At 47.5% G+C, this 25,114-nt stretch carries 28 protein-coding genes, 1 other RNA gene and 4 pseudogenes; 12 read left to right on the top strand and 21 right to left on the bottom strand.

The genetic code is table 11. From position 1 onward, the window contains the following. Positions 1–198: 198 nt before the first annotated feature. Complete coding sequence (locus ACP3PW_RS00925; protein WP_426414771.1) at positions 199–1,623, top strand: sensor histidine kinase; 1,425 nt, start codon at positions 199–201, stop codon at positions 1,621–1,623. After that, positions 1,620–2,267, top strand: coding sequence for a response regulator (locus ACP3PW_RS00920; protein WP_426414770.1), 648 nt, complete (start codon positions 1,620–1,622; stop codon positions 2,265–2,267). The genes ACP3PW_RS00925 and ACP3PW_RS00920 overlap by 4 nt, the downstream gene beginning before the upstream one ends. A gap of 21 nt (positions 2,268–2,288) precedes the next feature. Here ACP3PW_RS00920 and ACP3PW_RS00915 read toward each other — a convergent pair whose 3' ends face one another. Continuing rightward, positions 2,289–2,546, bottom strand: coding sequence for a hypothetical protein (locus ACP3PW_RS00915; RefSeq protein WP_426414769.1), 258 nt, complete (start codon positions 2,544–2,546; stop codon positions 2,289–2,291). 126 nt (positions 2,547–2,672) lie between these two features. On the opposite strand from ACP3PW_RS00915, the gene ACP3PW_RS00910 reads away from it, so the two are divergent. After that, positions 2,673–3,383, top strand: coding sequence for an ankyrin repeat domain-containing protein (locus ACP3PW_RS00910; protein WP_426414768.1), 711 nt, complete (start codon positions 2,673–2,675; stop codon positions 3,381–3,383). Positions 3,384–3,451: 68 nt separating this feature from the next. Here ACP3PW_RS00910 and ACP3PW_RS00905 read toward each other — a convergent pair whose 3' ends face one another. The 4 genes and pseudogenes from ACP3PW_RS00905 to ACP3PW_RS00890 all read right to left on the bottom strand — a co-directional run bounded on the left by ACP3PW_RS00905 (position 3,452) and on the right by ACP3PW_RS00890 (position 5,712). Next, on the bottom strand, positions 3,452–4,531 hold the full coding sequence (locus ACP3PW_RS00905; protein WP_426414767.1) for an AI-2E family transporter: 1,080 nt from the start codon (positions 4,529–4,531) through the stop codon (positions 3,452–3,454). A 285-nt stretch (positions 4,532–4,816) separates the two neighbouring features. Then, positions 4,817–5,089: pseudogene (locus tag ACP3PW_RS00900) on the bottom strand (type II toxin-antitoxin system RelE/ParE family toxin); the annotation flags it as partial. A gap of 42 nt (positions 5,090–5,131) precedes the next feature. Further along, positions 5,132–5,380, bottom strand: a complete 249-nt coding sequence (locus ACP3PW_RS00895; RefSeq protein WP_426414766.1) for a type II toxin-antitoxin system ParD family antitoxin — start codon at positions 5,378–5,380, stop codon at positions 5,132–5,134. 62 nt (positions 5,381–5,442) lie between these two features. Continuing rightward, the gene (locus tag ACP3PW_RS00890) at positions 5,443–5,712 is read right to left on the bottom strand and encodes a type II toxin-antitoxin system ParD family antitoxin (protein ID WP_426414765.1); all 270 of its coding nucleotides are present in this window, start codon (positions 5,710–5,712) and stop codon (positions 5,443–5,445) included. A gap of 336 nt (positions 5,713–6,048) precedes the next feature. On the opposite strand from ACP3PW_RS00890, the gene ACP3PW_RS00885 reads away from it, so the two are divergent. Both ACP3PW_RS00885 and ACP3PW_RS00880 read left to right on the top strand, forming a co-directional pair. Then, positions 6,049–7,362 carry a Fic family protein gene (locus tag ACP3PW_RS00885; RefSeq protein ID WP_426414764.1) on the top strand — a complete coding sequence of 438 codons (1,314 nt, stop codon included), beginning with the start codon at positions 6,049–6,051 and terminating at the stop codon, positions 7,360–7,362. Positions 7,363–7,372: 10 nt separating this feature from the next. Beyond that, positions 7,373–7,681 (top strand): hypothetical protein, encoded by a 309-nt coding sequence (locus tag ACP3PW_RS00880; protein ID WP_426414763.1) that lies wholly within the window; start codon positions 7,373–7,375, stop codon positions 7,679–7,681. Positions 7,682–7,928: 247 nt separating this feature from the next. On the opposite strand, the gene ACP3PW_RS00875 is transcribed toward ACP3PW_RS00880, so the two are convergent. The 6 genes and pseudogenes from ACP3PW_RS00875 to ACP3PW_RS00850 form a co-directional block, all read right to left on the bottom strand. Beyond that, positions 7,929–8,330 carry a GFA family protein gene (locus tag ACP3PW_RS00875; protein ID WP_426414762.1) on the bottom strand — a complete coding sequence of 134 codons (402 nt, stop codon included), beginning with the start codon at positions 8,328–8,330 and terminating at the stop codon, positions 7,929–7,931. A 41-nt stretch (positions 8,331–8,371) separates the two neighbouring features. Next, positions 8,372–9,385 (bottom strand): low temperature requirement protein A, encoded by a 1,014-nt coding sequence (locus tag ACP3PW_RS00870; protein ID WP_426415895.1) that lies wholly within the window; start codon positions 9,383–9,385, stop codon positions 8,372–8,374. A 26-nt stretch (positions 9,386–9,411) separates the two neighbouring features. Continuing rightward, positions 9,412–9,507, bottom strand: a pseudogene (locus ACP3PW_RS00865) (hypothetical protein); the annotation flags it as partial. A gap of 10 nt (positions 9,508–9,517) precedes the next feature. Continuing rightward, a complete protein-coding gene (locus ACP3PW_RS00860) occupies positions 9,518–10,075 on the bottom strand; it encodes a carboxymuconolactone decarboxylase family protein (RefSeq protein ID WP_426414761.1) in 558 nt (185 codons plus the stop codon). Between the two features lie 26 nt (positions 10,076–10,101). Further along, positions 10,102–10,470: a hypothetical protein gene (locus tag ACP3PW_RS00855; protein WP_426414760.1), complete on the bottom strand. Its 369-nt coding sequence runs from the start codon at positions 10,468–10,470 to the stop codon at positions 10,102–10,104. A gap of 20 nt (positions 10,471–10,490) precedes the next feature. Next, a complete protein-coding gene (locus tag ACP3PW_RS00850; RefSeq protein WP_426414759.1) occupies positions 10,491–11,075 on the bottom strand; it encodes an NAD(P)H-dependent oxidoreductase in 585 nt (194 codons plus the stop codon). A 137-nt stretch (positions 11,076–11,212) separates the two neighbouring features. On the opposite strand from ACP3PW_RS00850, the gene ACP3PW_RS00845 reads away from it, so the two are divergent. After that, on the top strand, positions 11,213–11,569 hold the full coding sequence (locus ACP3PW_RS00845) for a winged helix-turn-helix transcriptional regulator (protein ID WP_426414758.1): 357 nt from the start codon (positions 11,213–11,215) through the stop codon (positions 11,567–11,569). A 110-nt stretch (positions 11,570–11,679) separates the two neighbouring features. Here the strand turns inward: ACP3PW_RS00845 and ACP3PW_RS00840 are convergent, their stop codons facing one another. Beyond that, complete coding sequence (locus tag ACP3PW_RS00840; RefSeq protein ID WP_426414757.1) at positions 11,680–12,048, bottom strand: helix-turn-helix domain-containing protein; 369 nt, start codon at positions 12,046–12,048, stop codon at positions 11,680–11,682. A gap of 33 nt (positions 12,049–12,081) precedes the next feature. Beyond that, positions 12,082–12,384, bottom strand: coding sequence for a type II toxin-antitoxin system HigB family toxin (locus tag ACP3PW_RS00835; protein WP_426414756.1), 303 nt, complete (start codon positions 12,382–12,384; stop codon positions 12,082–12,084). Between the two features lie 59 nt (positions 12,385–12,443). Here ACP3PW_RS00835 and ACP3PW_RS00830 point away from each other — a divergent pair, with 59 nt between their 5' ends. The 4 genes from ACP3PW_RS00830 (at position 12,444) to ACP3PW_RS00815 (ending at position 15,421) form a co-directional block, all read left to right on the top strand. Then, positions 12,444–12,644 carry a helix-turn-helix transcriptional regulator gene (locus ACP3PW_RS00830; RefSeq protein ID WP_426414755.1) on the top strand — a complete coding sequence of 67 codons (201 nt, stop codon included), beginning with the start codon at positions 12,444–12,446 and terminating at the stop codon, positions 12,642–12,644. A 504-nt stretch (positions 12,645–13,148) separates the two neighbouring features. After that, positions 13,149–14,291, top strand: a complete 1,143-nt coding sequence (locus ACP3PW_RS00825; protein ID WP_426414754.1) for an ImmA/IrrE family metallo-endopeptidase — start codon at positions 13,149–13,151, stop codon at positions 14,289–14,291. Beyond that, entirely contained in the window at positions 14,291–14,767 is a 477-nt protein-coding gene (locus ACP3PW_RS00820) for a DUF4411 family protein (RefSeq protein WP_426414753.1), read from the top strand. The genes ACP3PW_RS00825 and ACP3PW_RS00820 overlap by 1 nt, the downstream gene beginning before the upstream one ends. Positions 14,768–14,842: 75 nt before the next feature. Next, positions 14,843–15,421, top strand: coding sequence for a hypothetical protein (locus tag ACP3PW_RS00815; protein ID WP_426414752.1), 579 nt, complete (start codon positions 14,843–14,845; stop codon positions 15,419–15,421). 528 nt (positions 15,422–15,949) lie between these two features. On the opposite strand, the gene ACP3PW_RS00810 is transcribed toward ACP3PW_RS00815, so the two are convergent. Further along, positions 15,950–16,324, bottom strand: a complete 375-nt coding sequence (locus tag ACP3PW_RS00810; RefSeq protein WP_426414751.1) for a hypothetical protein — start codon at positions 16,322–16,324, stop codon at positions 15,950–15,952. Positions 16,325–16,582: 258 nt separating this feature from the next. On the opposite strand from ACP3PW_RS00810, the gene ACP3PW_RS00805 reads away from it, so the two are divergent. Further along, a protein-coding gene (locus ACP3PW_RS00805; RefSeq protein WP_426414750.1) for an IS3 family transposase occupies positions 16,583–17,697 on the top strand; the annotation gives its coding sequence in 2 pieces (ribosomal slippage) (positions 16,583–16,835 and positions 16,835–17,697; 1,116 coding nt in all). Between the two features lie 204 nt (positions 17,698–17,901). Further along, a pseudogene (locus ACP3PW_RS00800) lies at positions 17,902–18,009 on the top strand (glycoside hydrolase family protein); the annotation flags it as partial. On the opposite strand, the gene ACP3PW_RS00795 reads toward ACP3PW_RS00800, so the two are convergent. The 7 genes and pseudogenes from ACP3PW_RS00795 to ACP3PW_RS00765 all read right to left on the bottom strand — a co-directional run. Further along, on the bottom strand, positions 17,982–19,769 hold the full coding sequence (locus ACP3PW_RS00795) for a DUF2357 domain-containing protein (RefSeq protein ID WP_426414749.1): 1,788 nt from the start codon (positions 19,767–19,769) through the stop codon (positions 17,982–17,984). The pseudogene ACP3PW_RS00800 and the gene ACP3PW_RS00795 overlap by 28 nt on opposite strands. An 86-nt stretch (positions 19,770–19,855) precedes the next feature. Next, positions 19,856–21,601, bottom strand: coding sequence for a hypothetical protein (locus ACP3PW_RS00790; protein WP_426414748.1), 1,746 nt, complete (start codon positions 21,599–21,601; stop codon positions 19,856–19,858). Continuing rightward, positions 21,601–22,839 (bottom strand): DNA adenine methylase, encoded by a 1,239-nt coding sequence (locus ACP3PW_RS00785; RefSeq protein WP_426414747.1) that lies wholly within the window; start codon positions 22,837–22,839, stop codon positions 21,601–21,603. The genes ACP3PW_RS00790 and ACP3PW_RS00785 overlap by 1 nt, the downstream gene beginning before the upstream one ends. A 14-nt stretch (positions 22,840–22,853) precedes the next feature. Further along, positions 22,854–23,045, bottom strand: coding sequence for a helix-turn-helix domain-containing protein (locus tag ACP3PW_RS00780; RefSeq protein WP_426415894.1), 192 nt, complete (start codon positions 23,043–23,045; stop codon positions 22,854–22,856). 523 nt (positions 23,046–23,568) lie between these two features. Next, positions 23,569–23,924, bottom strand: a transfer-messenger RNA (tmRNA) gene (gene ssrA, locus ACP3PW_RS00775). A 47-nt stretch (positions 23,925–23,971) separates the two neighbouring features. Next, a complete protein-coding gene (locus ACP3PW_RS00770) occupies positions 23,972–24,565 on the bottom strand; it encodes a histone deacetylase family protein (RefSeq protein ID WP_426414746.1) in 594 nt (197 codons plus the stop codon). Between the two features lie 46 nt (positions 24,566–24,611). Then, positions 24,612–25,010 (bottom strand): annotated as a pseudogene (locus ACP3PW_RS00765) (histone deacetylase family protein); the annotation flags it as partial. Between the last annotated feature and the right edge of the window lie 104 nt (positions 25,011–25,114).

The raw sequence follows: 25,114 nt of genomic DNA, 5'->3' as shown, positions 1-25,114 counted from the left end.
TGTGTCGGACTGAGACTACAGTGGATACTTGATCAGCCTGAGACACATGGTGCTCTCTGCGAAGGATTCTCACCATGGTCCTAGGGCCAGCGAAATACCCGGCATCAGGTCTTAACAGAGATCAGACCAAAGTCCGTTTCCATAGTGGGCTTTGGCGTCTACGATGAATTGATGAATAGGCGTATAACGGAAATTCCCATGGTGGCCTCCTCCGATCCCTTGCGAAGGCGTTGGCATCGCCTCAGCTTGCTATCGCAATTTGTGGTGATGGGAGCGATTGTGCTGTTCGCCGGCATGGTGTTGATCGGGGTCTGGGTGAGTGGGCAGATCAAAGACGGCGTGATGCGCAACTCAGCTGCCTCGACGGCGCTTTTTATGAGCAGTTTTATCGAGCCGGTCGTGCAGGAGTTGGGTCAACAGGACTCCTTGAATCGAGATTCTCGCGAGCTCTTGTCCGGGTTGTTGAGCGGTGAGGAACTTAGCCGTCGGGTATTATCTTTTAAAATATGGAAAGAGCGAGGCCTTGTTACTTTTAGTTCTCGTCAGGAGATAATTGGACAACGCTTCCCTGAAACAGAAAACTTGCGTCGAGCCTGGGCCGGTGAGGTAACGGCGGAGTTTGATTCCCTCGAAGATGAGGAGGATGCGTTGGAGCGAGCGGCCGGTATTACATTGTTGGAGATGTACAGTCCGATTCGTGAAAGCGGCACCGGTCGAATTATCGCCGTTGCGGAGTTTTACGAAAATGCTGAAACGCTGCGTAATCATCTTTTTTGGTCGACCTTAACCAGTTGGCTGGTGGTAGGCGCTGTCACATTGTTCATGTTTGGTGCCCTGTTCGGGATTGTATTGCGTGGAAATCAAACCATAGAGAGTCAGCGGCAGGCTCAGGCGAGCCAGGTAGCAGACCTGTCCCGTCTGTTGCAGATCAATCAGGATCTGCGGCAACGGGTACAACGTGCCTCGCAAAGAACAGCCGAGATCAATGAGCGATATTTGCGCCGGATCAGTGCTGACCTGCATGATGGGCCGGCGCAGCTAATGTCTTTTGCGCTGTTGCGTATCGACAGCCTGCGCCGTCAGCTCCCCCCGGATGTGGGGGGGAGCGGACAGGAGGATATCGATATGCTCAGCTCCTCCTTGGCCGAGGCGCTGGATGATGTGCGTGCGATCTGCTCGGGGCTTACGCTTCCGGAATTGGATACGCTGTCGGTGAAGGATTTGGTGTTGCGGGTGGCTAACGCCCATGAGCGTCGCACCGATACCAAGGTGAGGGTAACCTTTGACGGAGACAGTGAGGATATTGGCACCCCGTTTAAAATAGGTATCTATCGTTTTATACAGGAAACGCTGAGCAACGCTTTCCGCTACGCCGCCGGCAAGGGGCAACGAGTTGATGTGCGCTGGCAAGGGTCTGTATTGGAGGTCGAGGTGTCTGATCAGGGGCCGGGGTTTAGCCCGGAGTTGCGGCCTGAATCGAACCACGGCCTCGGCCTGCCGGGACTGCGCGAGCGTATAGAAAGCCTGGGGGGCGAAATGCATATCAACTCTCGCCCGGATACGGGCACTCGTGTACTTATGCGGTGTGATCTATCGGGTTATAAAGGAGACATGACGCTGTGAGCTTGATTCGCCTGGCACTGGCTGACGACCACCCTTTGTATCGTGAAGGGGTGGCGAAAACGATCTCTGATCAGGGAGATTTTGATGTGGTGGGGCAGGGCACAAGCGCTGAGGAAGCGGTGCAGTTAGCGCAGTCACTACTCCCCGATCTGATCCTGCTCGATATCAGTATGCCCGGTAGCGGCATCGAAGCTGCCCGGCAGATCGCGGCGTCCTGTCCGGTGGTGAAAATTGTGATGCTGACGGTTTCAGAAAATGATGATGATGTAATGGCAGCGTTGAAGGCCGGTGCACGGGGTTATGTTCTTAAAGGGATAGGTGGCGCGGAGCTGGCTGATGTATTGCGGAAAGTGCACCGCGGTGACTCCTATGTGTCTCCCTCGCTGGCGGCGCGCTTACTATCTGAAATGAACCTGCAGTCCAACTCTCGGCAGATCAACGACCCGCTGTCGGAGCTTACTGCGCGGGAAGAGCAGATTTTGCGGTTGGTAGCGCAGGGGCTCAGTAATAAGGAGGTGGGGGCACAACTGGAGTTGCAGGAGAAAACGGTCAAACACTACATGACCAATATTTTGCAAAAACTTCAGGTGCGCAATCGTGTAGAGGCAACATTGATCGCCCGTGAGCATTTCTCTGGCATGTAAAACCCTGGCCCTCAGTCGCGATTACGAACCGTTTGACGAGAGCTCCTCTTGCAGGGCATTAACGTCCTTTTTGAACTCATCAATCATTGAGGTTTCCACCAAAAACTCGGCTTGCACCATATCCTGGTTTACATCCTTTGCGGGGGTTGCCAGCTCGTTATCCCAGCCCAGCTCTCCCAGCACCTGAATCGCCGTACGGAGCTCCAGTGCTGAACCGTTCACCCGAATACGAGTTGTAGCACTGGCGGGGGCAGTTGGGTCGATATGTACTTCAAACATAGGTACAAACAGCTCTTGAGCGATGGCGAGGGGCCAATTACACGGGATTCGACAGGGTGCGTCAACCGGGGGCTGCTAAACTCCGACTAAGTGGTGGTGGCACTGATAGCGCTGCCGGGAGGGGAGATGGGTAGAAAGTATGGGCAAGTTTGGATTCAGTTACTGCTGCTGTGCTGGCTGCCATTGAGCTGGGCCGGCGATGATAGGGGCAGCGGTGGGTCGCCCCGTTTTGCGGCGATATATAACGCGGCCATCTCCCATGACCAGCAGGCGCTGGAGCAACTAAAGCAGGGGGGACGGCTCGATGAGGTTGATTCCCAGGGTCGCTCGGTGTTGTTGCGCGTAACCCACCGCAAAGCTTACGAGGCGATGAGGCTGTTGATCGGGCTCGGAGTGGATGTCGATCACTATGAGTCGGGGTTGGCAGCGGGTGTGATTGATCCCACGCCGTTGCTGTACGCGGGCGCACACGGGGATACCCATGCATTGGGGCTGCTGATTGCTGCCGGAGCCCGTACCGATATACTGAATTACTATGGTGGTACGGCGCTGATTCCCGCGGCGGAGAAGGGGCATGTCGAGGCGGTGCGCCTGCTGCTCGAACAATCTGATGTGGACGTGAACCACGTGAATCGACTGGGGTGGACAGCCCTGATGGAGGTGGTACTGCTGTCCGATGGCGGTCCTGGGCACCAGCAGATTCTAAGCCTGCTATTGGCTCATGGTGCTGATGCGGGCATCACCGATTTTCAGGGGGTGACGGCGATGGAGCACGCGCAAGACCGCGGCCTGGAGGCACTGGCACAGTTGCTTGCCGCCCAGGCTAATAGCAACTGAATACGCCCCGTTGTTTCTGCCCATCCTTGCGGGAAGCTGGCAGGGTTCCACTCAAGCTGCGGTCACGCTCAGGGCCGCAGCTCGGGGGCATCTAGATAGAGCCACATCATAAATAGCTGATACCCCAGCACCAGCACTACCGCGCCGACGAAAAGGCCCACGATGCCCGAAAGAATGAAGCCACCAATAGCCCCTAGAAAGATAACCGGCATAGGTGCATCGGTACCCCGTCCCAGCAGCATCGGCTTGAGAATATTATCCACCAGCGAAACACAGAGCGCGTACACGGTGTAGACCGCTGCGGCCACCGGGTCCGCGGTGCTGATGACATAGATAATGGTGGGAATGATCACCAGCGTGGGGAATTGTGCTGTCGACATGATCAGGGTCAACAGTGCCCATAGGCCGGCTCCGGGAATCCCGATAGCGAGGTACCCAATGCCCGCGAGAAAGGCCTGAATAAAGGCCACACCCAGCACGCCCTGTGCCACGCTGCGCACAGTAGCCGAGGCTTGCTGGGCAAACTCAGCCCCAGCCCCCCCTGCCAGGCGCCGGCCCAACCGGTCGGCAAAGTGTTCACCCCGGTCCGAATAGGCCAGAAAGACTCCCGCGATAATCATGGCAACAGCAAACTGGATGATACCGAAGCCTGCGCCTGCTGCGCTGGAGATCAGCCAGCGTCCCCCCTCCTTGATGGGCTCCTCAAATTTGGTCAGCACTTCACCGAGGTTCTCACTGGCCAGGGTCCAGGTGTCGTAAAGGCTCTCGCCGATCAGCGGCCACTCGCGCACGTTTTCGGACGGCGGGGGAAGCTGTAGCGAGCCGCTTTGAAGTTGGTTGGCGTACTCCCTGGCCGACCCAATTAAGGTGCCGGACAGCATCAGGGTGGGGGTCATCAGTGCCAGCAGGGTCAGGCTGGTAAAAATCACCGAGCTGAGCCCCGGGCCGGTGCCGAGTTTGCGTTTTAGCCATAGGTATACCGGAAACAGGGCCGATGAGATCACCAGCGCCCAGATGATAGTGGCTAAAAACGGCTGCAGGATCTGGAAACACCAAACCACCAGCCCAAAGGCCAGTGCCAGTCGAATGGTTACCTCCAGAGCCTGGAATGTTGCCTTGTTATCGCTGGGTGTGTGCTCGGGTTCCATCGTTCGTATCCTTACTGGGGTGGTAATAACCGCATTCTAGCACCGAGGCGGTCCAGCGTTGCTACTAATGCGCACCCCACGGCTCACCAAAGCGCTCGCCGGGCCAAGTAATAGCTGGACCCGCTAACAGGAAGTATCAATATGGGACCACGAGTGAGGGCCTCCATAATGCACCTTTTAAATGGGTGGCGATTATCAATATGAAAAGTCGTTCGAGAGTTGCTCAGTCGGTGCTGGCTAGTAATAGCCTTTGTTTGCTGCTTCAGAGCTTTTCAGGTCGGGGAATCAGCCTTCTATAAAGTAACTGACGATGTCCATTTCTTTTTGGGGGACGCCGAAGATATCGATGGTGTTGCTGCCAGTCAGATAGAAGATTACGTGCTGGCCTTCGGGAAAGCTGTAGTACCCCTCGCAGATATCCGTTCGGTGCTTGCCCAGCTGAGGATTTTCAGTAAGCCAGTGGAAGCGAGCATCAATACTTTTTAAGTACCGGTTTCGTTGGGCTTTGCTCCATGTTTGCTCTGTATAGCTGCCGATATTCTTTAAGTCGTCGCGTGCGCGCGGAAGTAGCTCTGACTTTTATTTTGGTTTTTTGGGCCATCAGGACTCAGCGTCCAGGTCGTTGATGAGTGAATCCATTGAGAAATTATCAACAAACTCGCCATTACCTGCCTGAGTAGCCCCTTCGGCCAAGTGTGAGCGCAGGGCCTCTAGTTTGCTTTTGCGTTCTTCCATGGCTCGAAGGGCATCGCGTACCACTTCACTGGCGGAGCCGTAACGACCACTAGAAATTTCATTCTTGATAAACACTTCCCAATGTTCGCCCAAACTTAAGCTGGTAGTCGCCATGATTTACCTCTTATATTCATATGTAACAAATATGAATATATTGCTCGTTGGCCAATATTTGATCAGCTTTTGACCTGTGGATTGAGTTTGTTAAACAGAGAATTCAAAGCGTCCTTCGAGTCAATCACTGTGCCTTCCCCGTTTTCTAGTTGTTCTACTCCTACCTGGATTTGCTTGCGCAGGAGAGCAATTTTTACCTCTTGAACCCACTCTTCATGAGCATCCATGAAGCGCAATGCCTCCCGGATTACTTCACTGGCATTGTTGTACAAGCCGCTTTCCACTTTGGCTTTAACTCGAGCTTCGAGTTCGGGTGTCAGTGACACGTGCATGGTGACCTCCAAGGGTAGACATTTATACAGGTCAGGCTGGGCTCAAATACAAAGATTGTCAATGTTTGTATTTGTATGTCTGAGTCGCTGCCCATTAAACGCAGTGCCATTTATTCTCGCTCGTCTGTGGAGAAGGATAATCGTGATCCTTTTGATTCAGTCAGCGCCCAGTTTTTGGCTTGCGACAGAATCGCGCCAGAAGGTTCTCTTGTAGTGGCGCGTTTGTTTAAATTGCGCCATAATTGCGCCATTCACAAATTTTAATTGCGCCAAGCCACTATGTCATTTACCTCTGAATTATTGAACAGCATCAAAGCATCCTCCAATGGAGTGTCGATGGCAGAGCTCATGGTCATGCATCCTGATATAGCTAGACGCTCGGCTCAGAGGCAAGTTGCTAATCTGGTTGAAAATGGACAAGTAATTGCTCGCGGAGATGGTAGGGGGAGGCGCTATTTTGGCGCGGAACTTCCGAAAAAATCGGCCATTCAAATAAACGATGGCGATACGTTTCCTGCTTTCATTCCGATATCTGCAGACAGTCAGGATATTTTAAGTTACATCAATCAGCCGTTAGAAGCCCGCAAGCCTGTAGGTTACCAATTGGATTTTCTGCAAGCCTATCAGCCCAATAAGACCTGGTATTTGTCAGCGTCATTGCGTCGGCAATTGCACAAAATGGGGAAAACTACGGATAGCCAGGAACCGGCTGGTACGTACTCTCGCGCCATCTTGAATCGGTTGTTGATTGACCTATCGTGGGCCTCAAGTCACTTAGAAGGCAATACCTATTCCCGTTTAGATACTAGCGAACTGATTGAACATGGAAGATCAGCTCAGGGTAAAGCGGCGATTGAAACGCAAATGATTTTGAACCATAAGTCGGCTATCGAGTTTTTGGTCGAGAATATCGATACAGTTGAATTCAATCGCTATACCTTGATGAATATACACAGCGCGTTGTCAGAAAACTTGCTGCCCAACCCGGCGGATGAAGGGCGTATTCGCCAGCACGCTGTTGATATTGGCAAGAGCGTCTACAGACCACTGTCGGTTTCGGCACAAATCGAAGATGCTTTGAAGCTTGCACTAAATAAAGCCAGCCAAATTAGTGATGCCTTTGAGCAGTCTTTTTTCATGATGGTTCATTTACCCTATTTGCAGCCATTTGCCGATATCAATAAGCGAACTTCTCGTTTAGCTGCAAATCTACCTTTGTTTCGCGCCAACCTTTGTCCGCTGACGTTTCTTGATGTGCCCGAGCAAGCCTATAGTCGAGCCACGCTAGGTGTGTACGAAATGGCTCGGGTCGAATTATTGCGTGATCTTTATGTGTGGGCTTATGAGCGTTCCACGCAAGAGTATTTAGCTATTAAGCAGGATTTGGCAGATCCGGATCCCTTGCGTCTGACATGGCGAGATTTTATTAAGCAAACGATTCACTTGGTTGTTACCAACCCCGAACAAGATCCCTATGCTGTTATACAGCAAGCTGTTAAAGCGCAAATTCCTGAATCTGAACAGAAAGATTTACAAGCGTTAGTCATCGAAGAGTTGAGGCGATTGCATGAGGGTGTATTGGCTCGCTATGGTTTGCGCCCTTCAGAACTTTCCGCATGGAAGGCTGAGCATCAGTCCAATAAAGGCTGAGTACATTTTAATGGCGCATAATAATAAGCAATCAACTATAAAGCGTTGCGCTATCTATTCCCGCTCATCAGTAGGAAAAGACGATCGCGATCCTTTCGACTCGGTCAGCGCCCAATTTATGGCTTGTGCGGAATTTATCGGTTCTCAGGTCGGGAAAGGCTGGCGGCTTGTCGATACGATTTATAAAAACAGAGGTTATTCCAGTAGTCATGTTGCCGCTCATCCCTACGGGGCCGCCGTCGCGGGCTCCGGCGTTGTCTCGCCGCAAGCGGCTCGGCTGAACCCGCTCCACGGGCTCAACTCCACAATCGGCCAATAAAAAACCCCAACCCTTGCGGGTTGAGGTTTTGTATTGGTGGTGGCTTAGGGCGCCGGTTCGGTTCCCGCAATAGCAACTGAATCAGTCCCTCAATAGCTTGAGTAAGCTCGCGAGGGTTTATGCTTACGCAGGAGCTTCGGAGTCTGATTTGTCAGAAGCTAGCAGAAGCTCGGTTGACAATTGTTGCCCTCCTTTTTCTGCTCATCAAAACTCACTTGGAGTCCTAAGACCTTGCTGCGTATTGTCCTTATCGTTTCGCTAAGTCATCGTTAATATCAACGATTCTACGATCATAGAAAAAATGCGCGTTAGACTTAAAACTGCTCGGTAATTGGTCGTTATTGCATTTTCTAAACATGTGTTGCGACACTAGTTTCCATCCCATAGCATTCGTGTTGTAAAGCACGTCTCCACAGTGTTTACAGAAAATACGTTTCATCCTTTTCGTAGGGTGCTGGAATTCAACAGCATTACTTTGCCCTTTGGTGAAGTCGAGTTGATGCTCTTCCCAAGCGAGTACTGAATGGAAAGGGACTTGTAAAATCTCTCGGCAATCTTCACAGTGGCAATAGGCGTGAACCTTGGGGGCTCCAATCATCTCAACTTCCAATGCTTTACAGTCGCAATGGACATTATAGGTGTCGGCCATAAATAACTCTCCCGTCTAAATACTATAAATAGTTTAGTTGATTAGTGATGCTCATCTAAAAATGCTTCTACGTTAACTGAGAGAATGCGTTTGAAGGTAAGATGAACGTATACGAGCATACCGACTGTCATCCCAATAAGTGAATATTCGATTTTGGGGAGGAAAGAGCTGGTAACTGTAATACTGACACACACAACTGTGTTCGTAACGATAGCCGAACGCCAAGGTGGAAAGGCATACCAGTAAGGAATTTGCTTCCCAAGATAGAACAAGCACAGGCCTGTAACCGCCAGTAGCCCGAAGGTTGGCCGATCTAGGTCACCCAAAATGGCATGTCGAATCATATTCGCCAAAACCAACAAGCCCATACAGATCAGTAGGTGAGTAAAGATCAATACGTTGCCAGTTGTTAAGCGTTTTGCACGTTCAAGGATTGGGAAACTGTCAAAGTAGATCCACCAGATAGCTCCAATCAATAAGAATCCGGTCGCTGCGGAAACGATGTCCATGGTATTCCATAGTTCTTGATCGAGCGATCCTACCATGGCGATAACCGACTCTCCTAAAATGATGATGGCAAGCAGGCCAATCCGTTCCACAAGGTGGGCTCTATCAATTGGATGTGAATTCAGTTTTTTACGCAAAGCTATTTGCCATCCTGCATCAATCACGATTCCAAGATAAAACACAATGAACTTGAAAGAACTGTCGATGAATGCGGAACTGATACTCATCAAAGCTCCGAAGCCAATTGCTATGCTAACATCTTTGGCAAATACAACGTCGCCTTCTGGACTTCGGTAAATATTCCAATAAAGGTAAGCCAATATCAAACGTACGACGCCGTAAAGCAATGCGAAGTAAACGAAACCCAGACCAAGGCTATCTTCAACAAACGTTGACCACACCACCATCAGACTCATAATCATTAAGCTGACAAGGCGATGTTCCCGGTTGTCTTTGTCAAAACGGTTGGCATAAAGTGTGTGGGACATCCATATCCACCAGACAGGGATGAACACCAAAGGAAACCGGAGCAATTGCTCAAGACCAATATGCCATTGTGTGTATGGGCTAGGTCATGTGTAACGACACCAATGACCGCTACAAAGACCAGATCAAAAAATAGCTCTAGCCACGTAGCATGTCTGCCTTCCGCCTTATATAGAGTGTTCATCGCTTATTACTTAACGTTGAGATGGGTGTGTCCACGCGTATTTTTGGAAAGCCGCATCCGGCTCGGTATGGGCCAGCGCATTAGTGAAGTTCGAAATAAGTTTCGAAGCGAGTCCAGTCAATACTTCCAATGCCTGGCGCTTCGTAAAACCTGCATCAATAAACGCTTGGAGTTTTTCATCGCCAATGTGCCCTCTCGTATCCAGTAGTGCTTTAGCATAGTCATGCAAAGCTTGAAGCTTGGCATCAGGTATCTCTGTCCCTTCACGTAATGCCTCGATAACGTCTTCCGGCATTTTTGCTGAGTGCATCATCCAGGTATGCCCAGGTACGCAGTAGTGGCAGTTGTTTTCAAAGTTGGCTGTCATAAATACCACTTGCTGCTCGATCGGCGACAAGCTGGTTTGCTTCATAAACAGGTTGAACACCGTGTTATAGGCTTCATAGGTGGCAGGTGCTTCCGCTAATATTTTATGTAGGTTAGGCACCATGCCGAAGCCTTTTAAGGAGGCTTCCATTAATGGTTTTGATTTTTCCGGTGCATTATCAACATCATAATAGGTAAACATAAATATTCCTCGGTTAGATGACTTAACTATTTTTGCTCAACAATAATGGCGATGACTTCTGTTTTACCCGTATTGCTTACTTGATGTGTCCAGGCTTCATGCCACATCACATGGCCATCGGGAACATCGGCAACAAAGGATTTTCCATTTGTCTCGGTAATGGTTAGCTGGCCTCCTTTTCGAAAGTAGACCGTTTCGTTATGGTGCCGGTGAGCGCTATCAGACTCACCCGGCTTAAGCACCATTTTAAGTACCAGTACGTGCTCATTCTCCATAACAATGCTGTAGTGTTTTGGCGAGGCAACATGCGCTAAGGCAAATTCCTGAGCACTTGAAACTGAAACGATCAAGGCTAATGCCAAGCCCGAAATCGCCTTATTGAATCGTAGATTCATAATTCTCGCTCCCGACTGGATTAAAAATTCTCTTGAATGTGAGCAGAGAAACGTTTGAAGTCATTTTCAGCTTCGGCGTTTTTCATGACATCGAAACTGGCGAAAGTTGGTAACGACTCCATACCAAAGAATCGGAAATTCATATGCATTGGTAAAAATAAGTCATCTACGCTTTTACCTTGAAACAGATATTCACTTTCATTATCAAATGCTTCTTTTGGGGCATTGAATGTCAAAGAAAGCATGTATGTTTTTCTAGTGAGCGTACCGCCTGCGCCGTAATTCTCCTTGGGCGCGTCTTCATGGCGACCATCACCATTGCACAATTGCCCCCCCATGCCAGCGGTATAGACTTCATCCATATATTTCTTAAACGTCCAAGGTACCCCCATCCAATTCACTGGCGTTTGAAGAATGATGGTGTCAGCCCACTGATGGTTTTTTAACTCAGTTTCTACATCCCATTCTTCATCGATATTAACGATACGCGTTTGGTGATCTTTGGCTTGCAGTAGTTCATCTGCCATTTGAACCAAAGCGCCGTTTAGACGACCTTCTGAAAATGGGTATTTGTGGTGCGCGTTAATAATCAAGATGTTGCTCATGTCTTGTTTCCTCGCTTTGAACGACCTTTTTAAAAAAGAAAAGTGGTTAATTAATTTCTATAGGTATAATATTGTTACCTATAACAGCTAATCAATTAGTATACTTTTAGTAACCTATTTAAAAAGAGCGTAAATGCATGAAAAGCCGTGTTGAAACAGATAGTTATGGTCGAAAAAAAGTTTATGATGCTTGTATGGAGCCCTGTGCAATTGAAAAAGGTATGCGCATCATCGGCGGGAAATGGACCGGCTCTATCATTTATCACCTTAAAGATGGGCCTGTACGGTTTAATGATCTGACCAGAATGCTAGGGGGGGCGAGTAAGAAAATGATTGACCAGCGCCTCAAAGAGCTTGAGGGGCGCGGCATGGTAATACGGACTGTAATCAGCGATCGCCCCGTAGCGGTGACTTATGAGCTAACCGAGTTCGGGCGTTCTGCTTTGGATATTCTTGATCAGTTAAGGGTATGGTCTGAATCTAATGAGTTGTGAGTTACAGGAAAGCCTCGGCGCTAATTAGTGCGAACCATTCTGCAACTCGAAAGAGTGTCCGGTTGGGATTGATCAGTACAATCTCGGCTGTGCTTTGAACCCCATCAGTCTTATGCACGCGCTTGCGGTGGCTTGATCAGAGACTCAGCCGGAATACCCAAGCCCTCGTGCAGCTTCCAGATCATTTTTAGCGTGAGCGAGCGTTTGTGATTGAGAATTTCATAGACTCGGTTGCTTTTACCAATCATGGGCTCGAGGTCTTTCACTGTTAAACCTTTACGTTCCATTTCGAACTTGATGGCTTCAACAGGGTCAGGTAGTTCCATAGGGAAATGTTTGGCCTCATAAGCTTCGATAAGCGTGGCCATGACATCCAGCTTTTCACCTTCGGGGGTGTCCGGGCCTGCCATCATCAGGCTTTCAATTTCTTTTAATGCCGCTCGGTAGTCGGCATCAGTTTTAATCGGTTTGATGTCCATAATTTTTACCTCTCGTTTCTACCTTTAGGGCAATTAAATAGTTTGCACTTCAATTTTGTCGTATTGCGCATGGGTACCGATGAAACGGATATAGACCACGCGATAGGCATAGTTGATCCACACGACCAAACGGTACTTGTTACCTGCAATATTGAAAACCACTCGCCCGTCTTTGAGGATGCTGGCATTTCTGAAGTCCTGCTTTACATCAGCTGGAGCGCTCCAGTCAGCTGCTAAGGCATGTCGATACCAAGCAAGCGTAGGCTCTTTCGCATCCATGTATTCTGGGTTTACCTCCCAGAAAGTTTTCAGTGTCGATAAGGCAATGATTCTCATAGAGTTAATGATAGTCCCAAAATGGGACTTGCTCAACTAAAATATACTGGAGAATCAATATGAATGAATATCAAGCACTTATGACGCAAAGAGAGTTATGTAATCGTTGGCAAGTAAGCGAGGCAACGCTTGAGCGATGGCGATCTGAGGGCATTGGCCCAATTTACGTGAAACTGGGCGGCCAGGTCAGATACAGGCGAGAAGATGTGCTGGAGTATGAGGACAGCTGCTTGAGAAGGAGTACGTTTGAAGCTGTTTGAAGGTTGGTTAGTACGCAATTGCCCACATCAGCCCTAATTTCTTGATAGTAAAGTTGTGGGTTAATAAAAAGCCCTAATGGCCGGTGAGGGCTCATTAGGGCTATTTACAAGATGGTGGAGACGGCGGGAATTGAATAGGGCTGCTAACCTATTGTTATTTAATGATTTGGTTTTTATGATTTTGAATTATGTTCCTTCCTGTGTTCCTAAAGTGCTTGGACGGTCGTGGTCCTTAGTGGCTAAACTTATATTTAAATGATTATATAGAGCTACAGAGAGGTTCTTGGAATTCAAAGGTTTGAAGGCAGGGATTACTCTGAAAATGAGGGTTGCTTTGTAGGCATCAAAAAGCCACCTAAGGCAATGAATGGTAGTTGTATGGGCTGCCTTATAACAATAATATTAGTTCAGTGACACTTCTAAAAGAACTCTTGGCTCGACATATACAGCTAGATAATTAAAATACCACGCTGAATTTGAAATGTAATAAAAGCAGAGACATAGATGGCCACGGCTTACGCACACATTAACCCAGATATACTTAGCTGGGCTCGACAACGAGCTCGGATAAGTATTGATGCGTTAGCTAAAAAGCTCAATATTAGTGAAGATCGCTTAGATGGGTGGGAAAGCGGGGAAGTTTCTCCTACGTTCAAGCAGGCTCAAAGTTTTGCCGCTAAAACATATATTCCCTTTGGCTATCTTTTTTTGCGCGAGCCTCCAAGAGAGACTTTACCTTTACCGGACCTTCGCACTGTTGGAGGTGACATACCGTTAGAGCCTAGCACTGAGCTGCTAGATATGGTTCAAATTGTGCTGCGCAGACAGCAATGGTTTCTTGAGTATTTACAAGATCAAGGTGTTGGTGAGAACACTCATGTGGGGCGTTTTAACGCTGGATCTTCTGTTGAAGAAATCGTTACGGATATGCGAAATACTTTGAACGTGGGTCTTTATCCTGAGCGAGGGTCTTGGGAAGATTATTTTAAGGAGCTAGTTCTGCGTATAGAGGGTATTGGAGTGCTTGTTATGAGGCAGGCAGATTTGGGGCATTACACTCGACCATTATCTGTAAAAGAATTTCGAGGTTTTGCTATATACGATTCTATTGCGCCAGTTGTTTTTATAAATCAAGCAGATGCACCAAGTGCGCGCCTTTTTACGCTTATTCATGAGCTTTCTCATATATGGATAGGTCAAAGTGGTATATCTGATGCTGCACCTACAACACAATTTGGTGAAGAAGTTGTTTGTAATGCTGTAGCTGCTGAATTTTTAGTTCCTAAGCTTGAATTCCTTCATTTTTGGAAAGAATTGGAGATGTGGCAGGATAATTTGCCACTAATGGAGGCTCAGTTTCATGTGAGCAAGTGGGTTATTGCAAGAAGAGCCCAATCTTTAAAAAAGATTTCTTTAGAGCAATACCAGCAATATGTAGATGATCTAAAAGAGCAGTATAAGAACCGAGAAAGGCAGAAAGGTGGCCCAAGTTATTATGTGACTAAAAAAGGTCAGGTTAGTGCACTGTTTTCAAAATCTCTTGTTAGCGAGGCCTTGAGCGGGAGGGTTTTGCTAAGAGATGCAGGGCAATTATTGAATATGAAGCCTAGTAATATTGGTAAATATTCTAGGACGTTGGATATTTGATGTACCTTCTTGATGCGAATACGTATATCCAGGCAAAAAATTTACACTACGGTATGAAATTTTGTCCTGCGTATTGGGAATGGCTTGACCAACAGTATGAATTGGGTGTTTTAGGTAGCATAACCAGTGTCTACGAGGAGCTGGCTGGTAAAGGAGATGAGCTCTCTGAATGGGTTACAAATCGGAAAATACAGTTCTTACCGGTGTCGTTACCTGAAGTGCAGGATAAAATGGTTGAGGTCGCCCAACACGTTGTGGACTTGCCAAATAAAACCCAAAGTAATGTTAGTCAGTTTTTGTCAGGGGCCGACCCTTGGCTGGTTTCTAGGGCGGCAGCAAAAGGTGAAACTATTGTAACTCACGAAGTTCTAGTCCCCTTGCAGAGTAAAAAAGTTAAAATTCCAAACCTGTGTCGTGATTTTGGAGTTCAATATATAGCTACTTATCAGCTACTTATCAGCTACTTAGAGAGCTAAATGCTCGTTTCGTCTTGGCTACGTAAATGGTGAGATAGAGGTCCGTTTAACTAGAGCTTATGTTAGGTCAAAATTGTGGATGAATATTTAGACATAGTTATGAATTATATGTCTCAGTATGGATTTTGTGTCAGAGATACATATATTGAGAGTGGAAACCTTGATGATTACTACAAAAACGGGAATCAATTTAACGGGGTTAGGTGGGTTGGTTTTGATTGGATAGGTAATGATGATAATACCCATGTAGACGCAAATTGCTCCTACGAGCTCGATGGTTATGAATCGAAAGCTTATGATAATTACCGTATTAAAGTGCCGTTAAGGTTTGAAGAGTCAGGTAGGTGTGACCCCATAATTCACGAGTGTGTACACTTTCTACAAAGAAACACAGCAGAAGATGAAAGTTCATATGTTCGTTGTAATGAAGATCGTAGTAATTATGTTGATTATGTTTCTCAGTCGCAGGAATACCAGGCGTTCATAGTACAGATTGCTTATATTGTTGATTATCAAAGCGAATATATTTCTTCCCTTATGGATCAGGATGATCTTAATGAAGTTAATCGGTTGTTAAATAGCATTAAAAATAATGGTGATGCGGAAGATGGTGTGGCTTTAATTTTGCTGTGTAGTAATGCAGGAGTGGTGTGAGTCGAACTAACCGATTAGCTTTAATTTAGTAAAGTGTTGCTAGTTACAGCCTTTTAGCTTTCCGCATCTTAATTCTAGGTTCTTTCTAGGTTTACGAGTTGAGGGTATCAGCAGCGCAGTATTTGCCTAGTTATAATCTACCCTAAGCCTTCCTTCCTTGGTTTACCTACATCCCTTCTGAAGCCCAGCAATCACGTGGTTAAAACACTTTTAAGTAAGGAAATATCCAGGAAGTACCAGGCGCACTTGCTGGGTTTGTGTTGGCGTGGTGACTGCTAGAGGGCCCACTTTATTTTCTGCAAGCCACCAGCGGCAGGGGCTCCAGGGTTGCAGAATGCTTAAAACGCCCTAAACCGGCAAACCCAAAGCCAGCAAGCAAGTGCCTAGCAAGTTTTATAACTAAACAAATACTGCGCAGCCTTAACCCGCAGGCTAAAAGTACGAATTAGGACCCGCCATGCCGGCATGATAGCTGGCAAGTTTGAATGACGAATATAGACTGAAAAAACCTAGGGATTTCTAATTTTTCTATGTGGCTTTTTTATGCTGAACCTCACCGTAGCTGTCTGTTACCTCATCAGCTAAAAGCAAGGCCGAAGAGTCTAGAGCTAATTTGTCCGATCCGTGGTGTGAACGAATTGTTTGAATAACATCAAAAGCATAAATTGAGGCAGTTGTTTTTTCGCCCCGAGAAATAGCATCCTCTACCCAGTAGGCCATAATTTCTACAAGGCAACTTTCTGTTCCCCTCTTTGACCTCATGAGTTCCGCGCGAAGAGCCCTTAAATCCGCTCTACTAGCGACAATTAGTTGCTTAGCTTGAAGTACCGACATTTCGCCAATCATTGCTAACGAGTTCGCCAGTTTAGTATCAAACATAGCAAGTTTAATGGCCCCAAACATATCTCTTTCTCCGCTGTAATTCGGGAACAGTTTAACGTTTGTTCCCCTTGGGGAAAAGCCTTGTATGACAGTACGCTTGTCGGGTCCCGCAAAGGAGCAGACTGAGACTCCACCGCCGTGTCTATCGCTTACACGGTGGCGGGGCGTTATCTGCCCCCAAAGCAATGTTAGAAACTATATTGTAAACCTCCCTGTTTTAGTGCCACTGATAGTTAGAGTTCTCCGGCATAATACAGCAATGTGAAAGGAGAACGGACAATGCGCAAAACACGGTTCACGGAATCCCAGATCGTACAGATCTTGAAGTCAGTTGAAGGCGGTCGGAAGGTCAAGGATGTTTGCCGAGAGCAAGGCATCTCTGACGGTACCTATTACAACTGGAAGTCGAAATATGGTGGGATGGAAGCATCCGACATCAAACGGCTAAAAGCGCTGGAGGAAGAGAATAGGAAACTCAAACAGATGTTTGCGGACCTCAGTCTGGAAAACCGAGCGCTTAAAGACGTTATCGAAAAAAAGCTCTGAGGCCAGCAGCTAAACGCGGACTCGTTGATTACCTGCGAGGCACCCACGGATTGAGCATCAGGGCGGCTTGTAAGGCACTGTGCCTGAGCAGGTCCGTTTACCACTATCAGCTCGATACTTCGCGTGATGATCCTGTGATCGATGTGCTGCTGGCTTTAACGGACAAGTACCCTCGGTATGGTTTTAGAAAGCTATTTAAAGTCATGAGGCGCCGAGGGCACGCCTGGAACCATAAGCGGGTTTACCGTGTGTACTGCCTGCTCAAGCTCAACCTGAGGCGAAAAGGGAAAAAGCGTCTGCCTAACAGAAATCCAGAGCCACTGTGCGTACCAGAGCTGGCAAATCACTGTTGGTCGATAGATTTCATGGCCGACAGTTTACGCTGTGGAAGGCGCTTCAGGACATTCAATGTAGTTGATGACTTTAACCGCGAGGCTTTAGCTATCGAAATAGACCTGAACCTACCTGCTCAGCGAGTGATACGGACACTGGATCGAGCCGCATCCTGGCGTGGCTATCCAAAGAAGCTACGCATGGATAACGGGCCGGAGTTTATCTCGACGGCACTGGCTGAATGGGCTGAAGAGAATGGCGTAGAACTGGAGTTCATCAAGCCGGGTAAGCCAACTCAGAACTCCTACATCGAGCGCTTTAATCGGACATATCGAAACGAAGTATTGGACTTTTACCTTTTCTCTCGGCTATCAGAGGTACGAGAGATTACCGACAACTGGCTGCGCGAATACAACGAAGAGCGGCCGCATGAATCACTAGGTGACTTGACTCCTCGAGAGTACCTGGTGACTCATGAGAAACGGTTGGAAAACTCTAAAAACCAGTGGCACTAAAACAGGGAGGTTTACAACTTGACTCCTCGAGAGTACCTGGTGACTCATGAGAAACGGTTGGAAAACTCTAAAAACCAGTGGCACTAAAACAGGGAGGTTTACAACTTGACTCCTCGAGAGTACCTGGTGACTCATGAGAAACGGTTGGAAAACTCTAAAAACCAGTGGCACTAAAACAGGGAGGTTTACAATAGCGAAGCGCCAGAGCAATTCATGCGTTGGGTTTGGGCGGATGGGCGGAAGCTAAACGGCCTCCTCAAGCGGCGGAGTGCTGAATCGATACTTTATCGGAAGCCATACTCTTCTTCATAATTGAAATCATTTTTTATCAACGAGTGGATGCAGTTTTGGATGTGTTTGCTAATGCAGCCCAGTTGTTCGCTCTGAACGTCTGTTTCTGTCGGTTTTAGAGGGAAGGCACCGACGCTCGGCATAAGGTTACTATTCCGATAGGCTTTATCTGGGTTACGCACATACAGTTCATTTATACGCTCATTTCCCGGATAGAGAACATAGCTTCCTCTACTACCAAGTATCGCATCACGGTAGGTGTGCATTTTATGAATATCTTCACGCTTGAAGGACGATGCAATATCGCTACCACTTAATTCTGATTTCCACTTTGATAAATCAAGGCGGTATTTCGCATCAAAATGCAGCCAGTGAACAATGCCGTGCATTTCCATAGAAATGCTTACATCTGGGTTAAACACGCCAGAATAGGAATCCGCCCACTGCGTTGATTTATCATCGAGCAGATTAAAATCTTTGTTGTAATAAAGTTGGAGAATGACCTGCTTATCATCGTGGCTGTACAGAAATTTAATTGGCTTATCGTTCTTGCTGATAAGGTCTTTCATAAACTCTTTATCTCGGTTCATAAAAGACAGATCTGGGTCGCCTGTAGAGTCCGTCAGGCGACAAAGTAAGTCGTGCATCATCAGGTAGCACCACATCTCATAAAGGTCAGGAACAGGTTTTATATCACCGCCTACAGCCAGCAATGTGCTTTCGCTTTCGAGTTTGATGCTCAAGCCAAAAGCAAGGTAAAACATCATAAACTCGCGGTAGCCTTTGCGGTTAGACATTACCATCGAGTTAGGAAATTCCTCGCTTGTGCCTATCTCCTGCCAGAAGGGATGAAACAGAATAGCGTCGAGTTCTTCACTCCAATTATTCATCGCATTGTGCGAGGCTTCATACTTATTAGGCATCCGCCTTTTTAGGTGCTGCAATCGCTCCCTTAACAGCATCAGCGAGGTTTTTACAAAACGATTATCTTTGGTGTCATAGGACGTTTTAATGCGGCGTTCTGGCAAAGTTAACGGTGTATGCCCCGAAAAGCTGTCCTGTAATACTCCACCGCGCATAAAGTCATAATCAATGGCGGATTGCGCTAATGTCGCCCAATCGGGATTTGTGGCAAAGGCAGCATTTTCTTTGGCGATGACGGACGATATTTTTGAAGATGGATTATTGATAATCTCGCGCACATAGTTGGTCAAACGACCATTGCGGAATAATCGCCTGAATGCCATTAGCTCCGCCATCGGAGAAATTTCATTATCAGCAGAAACACCAAAGGCGGTTTCTGTGGCATTGTCAAAGCGTATGAGCAGAGAAGCACTATATTCTGATATTTGATGAAGGAGCTGTTGAAACTCTTCGTAGTAATCGAGTTTTTGCGTCAGCACTTCAACAGGGATAGAAATGGACGTGCCTTGCTCGACCTCAATATCAAGATAAGCTGTGCCTGCACTGTTCTCGAAATTAAACCGCCCCGTAATGCGATAACGCCCGCCCTGTAGCTCTGCACAGGAATCGGGGCCGTTAAATTTCACCAGATGTTTGATTCCTGCATCGGTAAACGGAAAGATAGGGTTATCTTCGCAAGCTGCTAAAAAATCATTTGCCGTGAGTGGTAACTCGATAGCAAATTCATATTCCGTATTATCGCGCAGTTGGATCTTCTGGAAAATATCCGCATCAGCATGATAAGCCAGTAGGGGAATTCCTCGGCATGGCTTATCATCGGGAATGCCACGTATCTCATTGCCTTCAAGATCAATCATCAACGCATCATTAAACGCCCTGACTCCGTTAGGATAAAGGCTAAATAAAATGCCTGAATCAGCAATGACGAGCTTCCGTACACGCATCATAATGTCGAGAAATAGTTAGCAAAGCCGGTGCTCATAACATCTTTCCGCATCTGCTCCAGCTTCTCGGCAGATTGCGTTAACCCTTCTTTTTCAAAGAGGGCTTTCATGCCTTTAAATATCGGCGTTAATGTATCTCTGTTGCCGTGAATCTTGGGAAGGATCTTTTGTACCGTCACACGGTCAAGAATCGCGGTTTTTGAGTTGTAACCATCTTTGGCAGTGAAATTCTCATGGAGCTTGCTACATACCGAAATATAGCGGCGAACCTCGTTGGTCGTGCGCGGCCCGAAACGGAATTTACCAAGCACATCAAACAGCTCGTCAAGATAAGCGTCATAATCAGAGCTGAGGTCAATAGCAGCACTGCCCGTCATAAAGGTAGAGAGTTTCTCTGTCGATACGCCTAATACATCCTCTTCGAACAAGGTAAATTCATGCCCGACACTTGACGGTCTGGGTGGTGCATATTGAATAACAAAGGAACGATCCAACACTTTAGGGGAAAACATATAGGTGGTTTCATCCATGTTAACCGTACCGATAAAAAACACATTGTCGGTAATGTAGAGTCCTTTTTTCTTAATCGCATTGAGAATGTAAGTAGTTTGAATAGGATCTGTTACCCCTGACTTATACAGCAGGTGCAACTCTTCCAAACCAAGCACAGGCTCGGATTTTTCCTCTTTTGCAGTTTCCATTACAGAGAGGAATTTAGAAAAATACATCTCAACATGCGAGAGGTTCATTTCATCCAAGATAATGAAAAACGGTATGTTGGCATATTCGGGATAATTAGCTTTCAGCAAGGTATCAATCAGTTTGGTTGTTACATAATTCTCGCCCGATCTGCCAAATGGATTTTTATAGCCAAGCAAATGACGACCATCTGTCCAGCCTGCTTCTACAGGAATAAAGGCATGATTAAAGTCGGGTTCATCAGGTACAGGATTCATTTTTGCGGCAAGGTCACGAATGGTTTTGGTTTTTCCTGTGCCTGTCGTGCCTGCCAGAATCACAAACGGTTTCGATGCGAGTGCAGAAATCAGCACAGCACTGGTTTCTGTATCCTGATCTACAAGGTCGAGCTTGGGCGGCTCTTCTTTCTTAACTTCATCCCCTTCAAGCCATTGTTTGAACTGCTCCATTGATATGCCAAGCACATCATGGAAGCCGTAATAGGCGCACTGCTCGTAGAAATCCCGTGAAAAATAATCATCGGGTGCAGGAATTTTCCAGCCAGTCTTTTGGAGCTTATAGCCAATGACCTTTTTAACAAGCGGGCCAATCTCCAGGAGGAATAAAGGCGATACATCGTAATCGGTTTCATGTGCGCCCTGATTAAGTGGACACATGCCCTGTTTATTCATTGAATAGACAAGGTTTGTATAGGCTTTTTCTGCGAGATCATCCCGCTTTAAACATCCACGCATTTCCGATAATTTGGATTTGGAAAGCACTTCAATTAGGGTTTTATGCGAGTAGATGATTGAAATAAACACCAGTGCTTCAATAGCTTTATCGCCCAGAGGTCTTACCTCATCCCACACTTCGGGAAATTCACCCGTAGTTTCATTGTAGGAAAGCATCCCTTTAATTTGAGCACCCTCTAAATTGATGCTCTCATAAACCCCTTCGATATTGTCGAGGATTTCATTTCTAGGATGCTTTTTGATGACCTCTGCGACCTTGAAATAGCCGTTCTTGGTGAGCGATACTTTGAGTGCATCAAGACCTTTCGCCATTAGTTTTTCCTCGCCAGTAACATTAATTCTTTAACGTCACGAGAACGATCATTCTGGCGACCCATTGTCATGTGTTGATGATCCAGATCTTCAACCCAGATTTCATAATTAGAGTTAAGTGTTTTCTTCGATATATCTAGCAAGGTTTCCAATGAAATCATTGCTGTATCACTGTAACTCAATGCAAGGTTGGCGCCTGCCATTTTAACGCCAGCAAACAGATCTTCAAATGCGCCATTTACCTGTGATCTTATGCAGAAAGGTGATTGGTGGCGTTCTTCCCTGTAACGCCCTTTAACGATGCTGCCACCTTTAATTTGAAGGTCAGGATAGTCATAGAGGCAAAGCGTTTCCATTGCGTGATAAAAGCGGCTGTAATGCACAAAGGCATAAGGGGGATCAGCGTAAACAGTACCACCCTTTAATTTTTTAAGGCAGTCTGTGTAATTGAGCGTGGTAATGGAATGGTTAAGGTCGGTGACATTTTCTTTTGACCAGATAATCATCTGGTCGAGCTTTTTGACGAAAAGATTCTGTAAAATTTTCTGTCGATAGATATTAATATCGAGCATAGAAGATTCTGTCTTTGCATCCCGATATTGCGCGTAATGTCCTGTTCCCTGACTGCTATATGCCATTGCATGAAGCAAGGTAGACATGGTAAGGGCATATTCCGCCTGTTTAAATTCTCCATTCTTAGCGCGCTTATCAATTGCCTGTTTGATAGCATCGATCCAAAGGCACTGCTCCGCAGACCACCATGTGCCAGAATAATTCTTCACAAATAAATGATAATGATGGCGGAATGTCTGATCGATAAGCGCACGATTGCGTTCTTCAATCTCATTGAACTCTTCCAGAGAGTCAAAGCCTTCATACTCAATATCCGTGGTGATTTTCGCTCTGGCTTTTTTGTAGTAATCCGTTGCTTCCTGCATCAATGATTCACTGTCTATCTTCTTAACAGGCTTTAAATAGACAGAAGCAATGAGCGATGAATAGTGCTGAATATCATTGGTTAAAATGGGATAGGATGCGCCTAATGCCCCTGACAGGCTGGCAGCTCCGCTAAATAAATCACAAACAACGCCACCGTTGTAAATTGACTGAATAGATTCTGAAACAAAGTTGATGATTTTAGCCTTTGATCCCATATATTTTATGAGCTGCGGGTACGCTCTGGGAGTAACGAGCTGTTCTTCTTCTGGGGCGTAATCAATGGCTGCTAATGTGGTCATGTAAGGCGATTCCCCTAACCTATGTTTTTTTTTAATAATGGCTGCTGCATGGAATTGTGTTCTGACTCAATCCATGCGTCGATTTCACAGGACTTGAAACGCCACGATGAACCTACCCGAAAGGCAGGGATCTTCCCTGACATAGCCATTCTGTATATTGTTCTGTCATTCACCTTCAAGTAGGTCGCAACCTCTTTGATGGTCATTATTTGATCGGGCATTACGCTCACCAAGCACTCGGTGTAAAAATGTCGAAAAAGTACAGTTATGTACATAAAAAGTCAATTTTGTTCTACCTGTCCAGTTGTCTCAGTTCGCACTAGGAGGCGGAAAGCGTTGGTTGCATTGCGCTGTGATGCAGCTGTTTTATCTAACACTCCCATCAATTATCTGTTTTGGGGCAAATCTAGGGCGCAGATTTTCATATTGTTTTCTGTCTATCTAAGATGGCTCAAGTTACGCAGCTAACCCAATTTTTTAATCAAACTCCTTTCCTGAGTCCATTAATAAGCTACTGATTTTAAAGGGTTCTCTGTTCTCAGCTCATGGACTTGGGCTTGGCGTGATGAGGAGAGGTACTGAGAGTATTCGGCCATTCAGAGAAGAATTGCCGGTGAAAGTCCGCGATTACAACGGTGGCGAAGTCCGTAAGTCCCTGCCACATAAGGGCTGTAGCGCGGGTTTTAGGCAATAAAAAACCCCAACTGATAACAGTTGGGGTTTCGTATTTGGTGGAGACGGCGGGAATTGAACCCGCGTCCGCCAGCACTCTGCCGTTGGATCTACATGCTTAGATGCGTCTACTGAGTTAACCCAAGTCGGCCCGACGATCAGGGCGAGGAGGGCGAGTCTGTTAGAGTTTTAGCAGCGCCGTTCCAGACAAACTTTGCCGCGATCCTGTTCTGCGTGCCGTCTGAGTCCCGTTTACAGGCATCCGATGTCAGACGTAGGCTGGATTTAGGCAGCCAGTGCGTAGTTTTCGTCGTTAGCAACTATAAAAGTTGCAGCGATTGTTTTACGAGAGTCACTACCCTCTCGACATGCACCTCGGGTTTCGTCACCGTCGTCGAATCCAAATCGTCCCCGGTAAACCTTCAGTTGAGGCGATTATACACCCTTCGGCGCGGCGGGGTTAGGGTTTCTGCTCAAACCCCTGCAACACGTTGGCTGTATTCTCGCCCAGGGCTTCTACGGCGTAGCCCCCTTCAAACACAAAGAGGGTCGGCAGCCCCATACTCTTTAATATGCGGCCCATTTCCAGGTAATCAAGGCTTTGCAGGGAAAATTCTCCCAGCGGGTCGTCGCTATAGGTATCGAGCCCCAGCGAGACCACCAGTGTATCGGGTGAAAATTTGTCGATTCGCTGGCTGCAGGTCTCGAGGGCTTGCCGGTATTGCTGCCAGGATGTACGGCCAAGGGCCAGCGGGATATTGAGGTTGTAGCCTTGCCCCTGGTCTTCGCCGGTCTCATCGGCAAAGCCCAGATAGTGAGGGTACTCGTCGTCGGGGTCGCCATGAATCGAGGCGAACAGTACGTCATTACGATGGTAGAAGATGCTTTGGGTGCCGTTGCCGTGGTGGTAATCGAGGTCCAGTATCGCGATCCGCCCCTGACCCTGGTCGATCAGGTGCTGGGCGGCAATAGCGGCGTTGTTGAGATAGCAGTAGCCGCCCATCAGGTCGCGGCCAGCATGGTGCCCGGGGGGGGCGACAGAGGGCAAAAGCACTGCTCTCCCCGGCCAGTATCAGGTCGGCGGCCGTCAGGGCGCAATCGGTCGAGCTCTGAATGGCGCTCCAGCTGGTTGCTGTCAGGCCAACGCTGAGATCAAAAGCGTAGTACCCCAGTCGTCCCTCAATATGGCGTGGCAGCCGTTGGCGTAATCCGCGATTGGGAAAAAGAAAGGGCAGGGCCACCGCTTTATCGGGGAAGGTTGCCTGCCACTGGTTCCATGCATCGCCCAGAAAGTCGATGTAGTCTGCACTGTGTATCCGCTTTAAGGGGGCGACTCCATGCTCGGTGGGGGGGGTTACGGGGCCAAGCTCCCGTTGCGTGAGGGCGTTGAGTACCTGTAGGGCGCGCCGGGGTTGCTCGAAGTTCGGGGTAGGCTCACCACCGAGAACTTCGAACGGAACATCGTGAAGCAGTTGTTGCTCGGAGTAGATGACCTTCATAAAGGAGCCTGCGCGGGCTGAATCAAGGGCCTTACCATAGCTGCTTCTGTCGTTAACGGGCAATAAAAAAGGAGGCAGGGCCTCCTTCTGTTAGCGCGGTGCTA

It is taken from the genome of Aestuariirhabdus sp. LZHN29 (assembly GCF_049985285.1).
GTDB lineage: Bacteria > Pseudomonadota > Gammaproteobacteria > Pseudomonadales > Aestuariirhabdaceae > Aestuariirhabdus.
This window is presented reverse-complemented; position numbering and strand designations above follow the sequence as displayed.

What these genes read in the sequence shown, in the direction of transcription:
- ACP3PW_RS00885 (WP_426414764.1), top strand. Translation starts at nt 6,049, where the DNA reads ATGGCAGAGCTCATGGTCATGCATCCTGATATAGCTAGACGCTCGGCT.
- ACP3PW_RS00845 (WP_426414758.1), top strand. Translation starts at nt 11,213, where the DNA reads ATGAAAAGCCGTGTTGAAACAGATAGTTATGGTCGAAAAAAAGTTTAT.
- ACP3PW_RS00875 (WP_426414762.1), bottom strand. Translation starts at nt 8,330, where the DNA reads ATGGCCGACACCTATAATGTCCATTGCGACTGTAAAGCATTGGAAGTT.
- ACP3PW_RS00895 (WP_426414766.1), bottom strand. Translation starts at nt 5,380, where the DNA reads ATGGCGACTACCAGCTTAAGTTTGGGCGAACATTGGGAAGTGTTTATC.
- ACP3PW_RS00835 (WP_426414756.1), bottom strand. Translation starts at nt 12,384, where the DNA reads ATGAGAATCATTGCCTTATCGACACTGAAAACTTTCTGGGAGGTAAAC.
- ACP3PW_RS00925 (WP_426414771.1), top strand. Translation starts at nt 199, where the DNA reads ATGGTGGCCTCCTCCGATCCCTTGCGAAGGCGTTGGCATCGCCTCAGC.
- ACP3PW_RS00840 (WP_426414757.1), bottom strand. Translation starts at nt 12,048, where the DNA reads ATGGACATCAAACCGATTAAAACTGATGCCGACTACCGAGCGGCATTA.
- ACP3PW_RS00905 (WP_426414767.1), bottom strand. Translation starts at nt 4,531, where the DNA reads ATGGAACCCGAGCACACACCCAGCGATAACAAGGCAACATTCCAGGCT.
- ACP3PW_RS00810 (WP_426414751.1), bottom strand. Translation starts at nt 16,324, where the DNA reads ATGTTTGGGGCCATTAAACTTGCTATGTTTGATACTAAACTGGCGAAC.
- ACP3PW_RS00830 (WP_426414755.1), top strand. Translation starts at nt 12,444, where the DNA reads ATGAATGAATATCAAGCACTTATGACGCAAAGAGAGTTATGTAATCGT.
- ACP3PW_RS00785 (WP_426414747.1), bottom strand. Translation starts at nt 22,839, where the DNA reads ATGACCACATTAGCAGCCATTGATTACGCCCCAGAAGAAGAACAGCTC.
- ACP3PW_RS00790 (WP_426414748.1), bottom strand. Translation starts at nt 21,601, where the DNA reads ATGGCGAAAGGTCTTGATGCACTCAAAGTATCGCTCACCAAGAACGGC.
- ACP3PW_RS00915 (WP_426414769.1), bottom strand. Translation starts at nt 2,546, where the DNA reads ATGTTTGAAGTACATATCGACCCAACTGCCCCCGCCAGTGCTACAACT.
- ACP3PW_RS00910 (WP_426414768.1), top strand. Translation starts at nt 2,673, where the DNA reads ATGGGTAGAAAGTATGGGCAAGTTTGGATTCAGTTACTGCTGCTGTGC.
- ACP3PW_RS00795 (WP_426414749.1), bottom strand. Translation starts at nt 19,769, where the DNA reads ATGATTGATCTTGAAGGCAATGAGATACGTGGCATTCCCGATGATAAG.
- ACP3PW_RS00890 (WP_426414765.1), bottom strand. Translation starts at nt 5,712, where the DNA reads ATGCACGTGTCACTGACACCCGAACTCGAAGCTCGAGTTAAAGCCAAA.
- ACP3PW_RS00825 (WP_426414754.1), top strand. Translation starts at nt 13,149, where the DNA reads ATGGCCACGGCTTACGCACACATTAACCCAGATATACTTAGCTGGGCT.
- ACP3PW_RS00880 (WP_426414763.1), top strand. Translation starts at nt 7,373, where the DNA reads ATGGCGCATAATAATAAGCAATCAACTATAAAGCGTTGCGCTATCTAT.
- ACP3PW_RS00850 (WP_426414759.1), bottom strand. Translation starts at nt 11,075, where the DNA reads ATGAGCAACATCTTGATTATTAACGCGCACCACAAATACCCATTTTCA.
- ACP3PW_RS00860 (WP_426414761.1), bottom strand. Translation starts at nt 10,075, where the DNA reads ATGTTTACCTATTATGATGTTGATAATGCACCGGAAAAATCAAAACCA.
- ACP3PW_RS00820 (WP_426414753.1), top strand. Translation starts at nt 14,291, where the DNA reads ATGTACCTTCTTGATGCGAATACGTATATCCAGGCAAAAAATTTACAC.
- ACP3PW_RS00780 (WP_426415894.1), bottom strand. Translation starts at nt 23,045, where the DNA reads ATGACCATCAAAGAGGTTGCGACCTACTTGAAGGTGAATGACAGAACA.
- ACP3PW_RS00855 (WP_426414760.1), bottom strand. Translation starts at nt 10,470, where the DNA reads ATGAATCTACGATTCAATAAGGCGATTTCGGGCTTGGCATTAGCCTTG.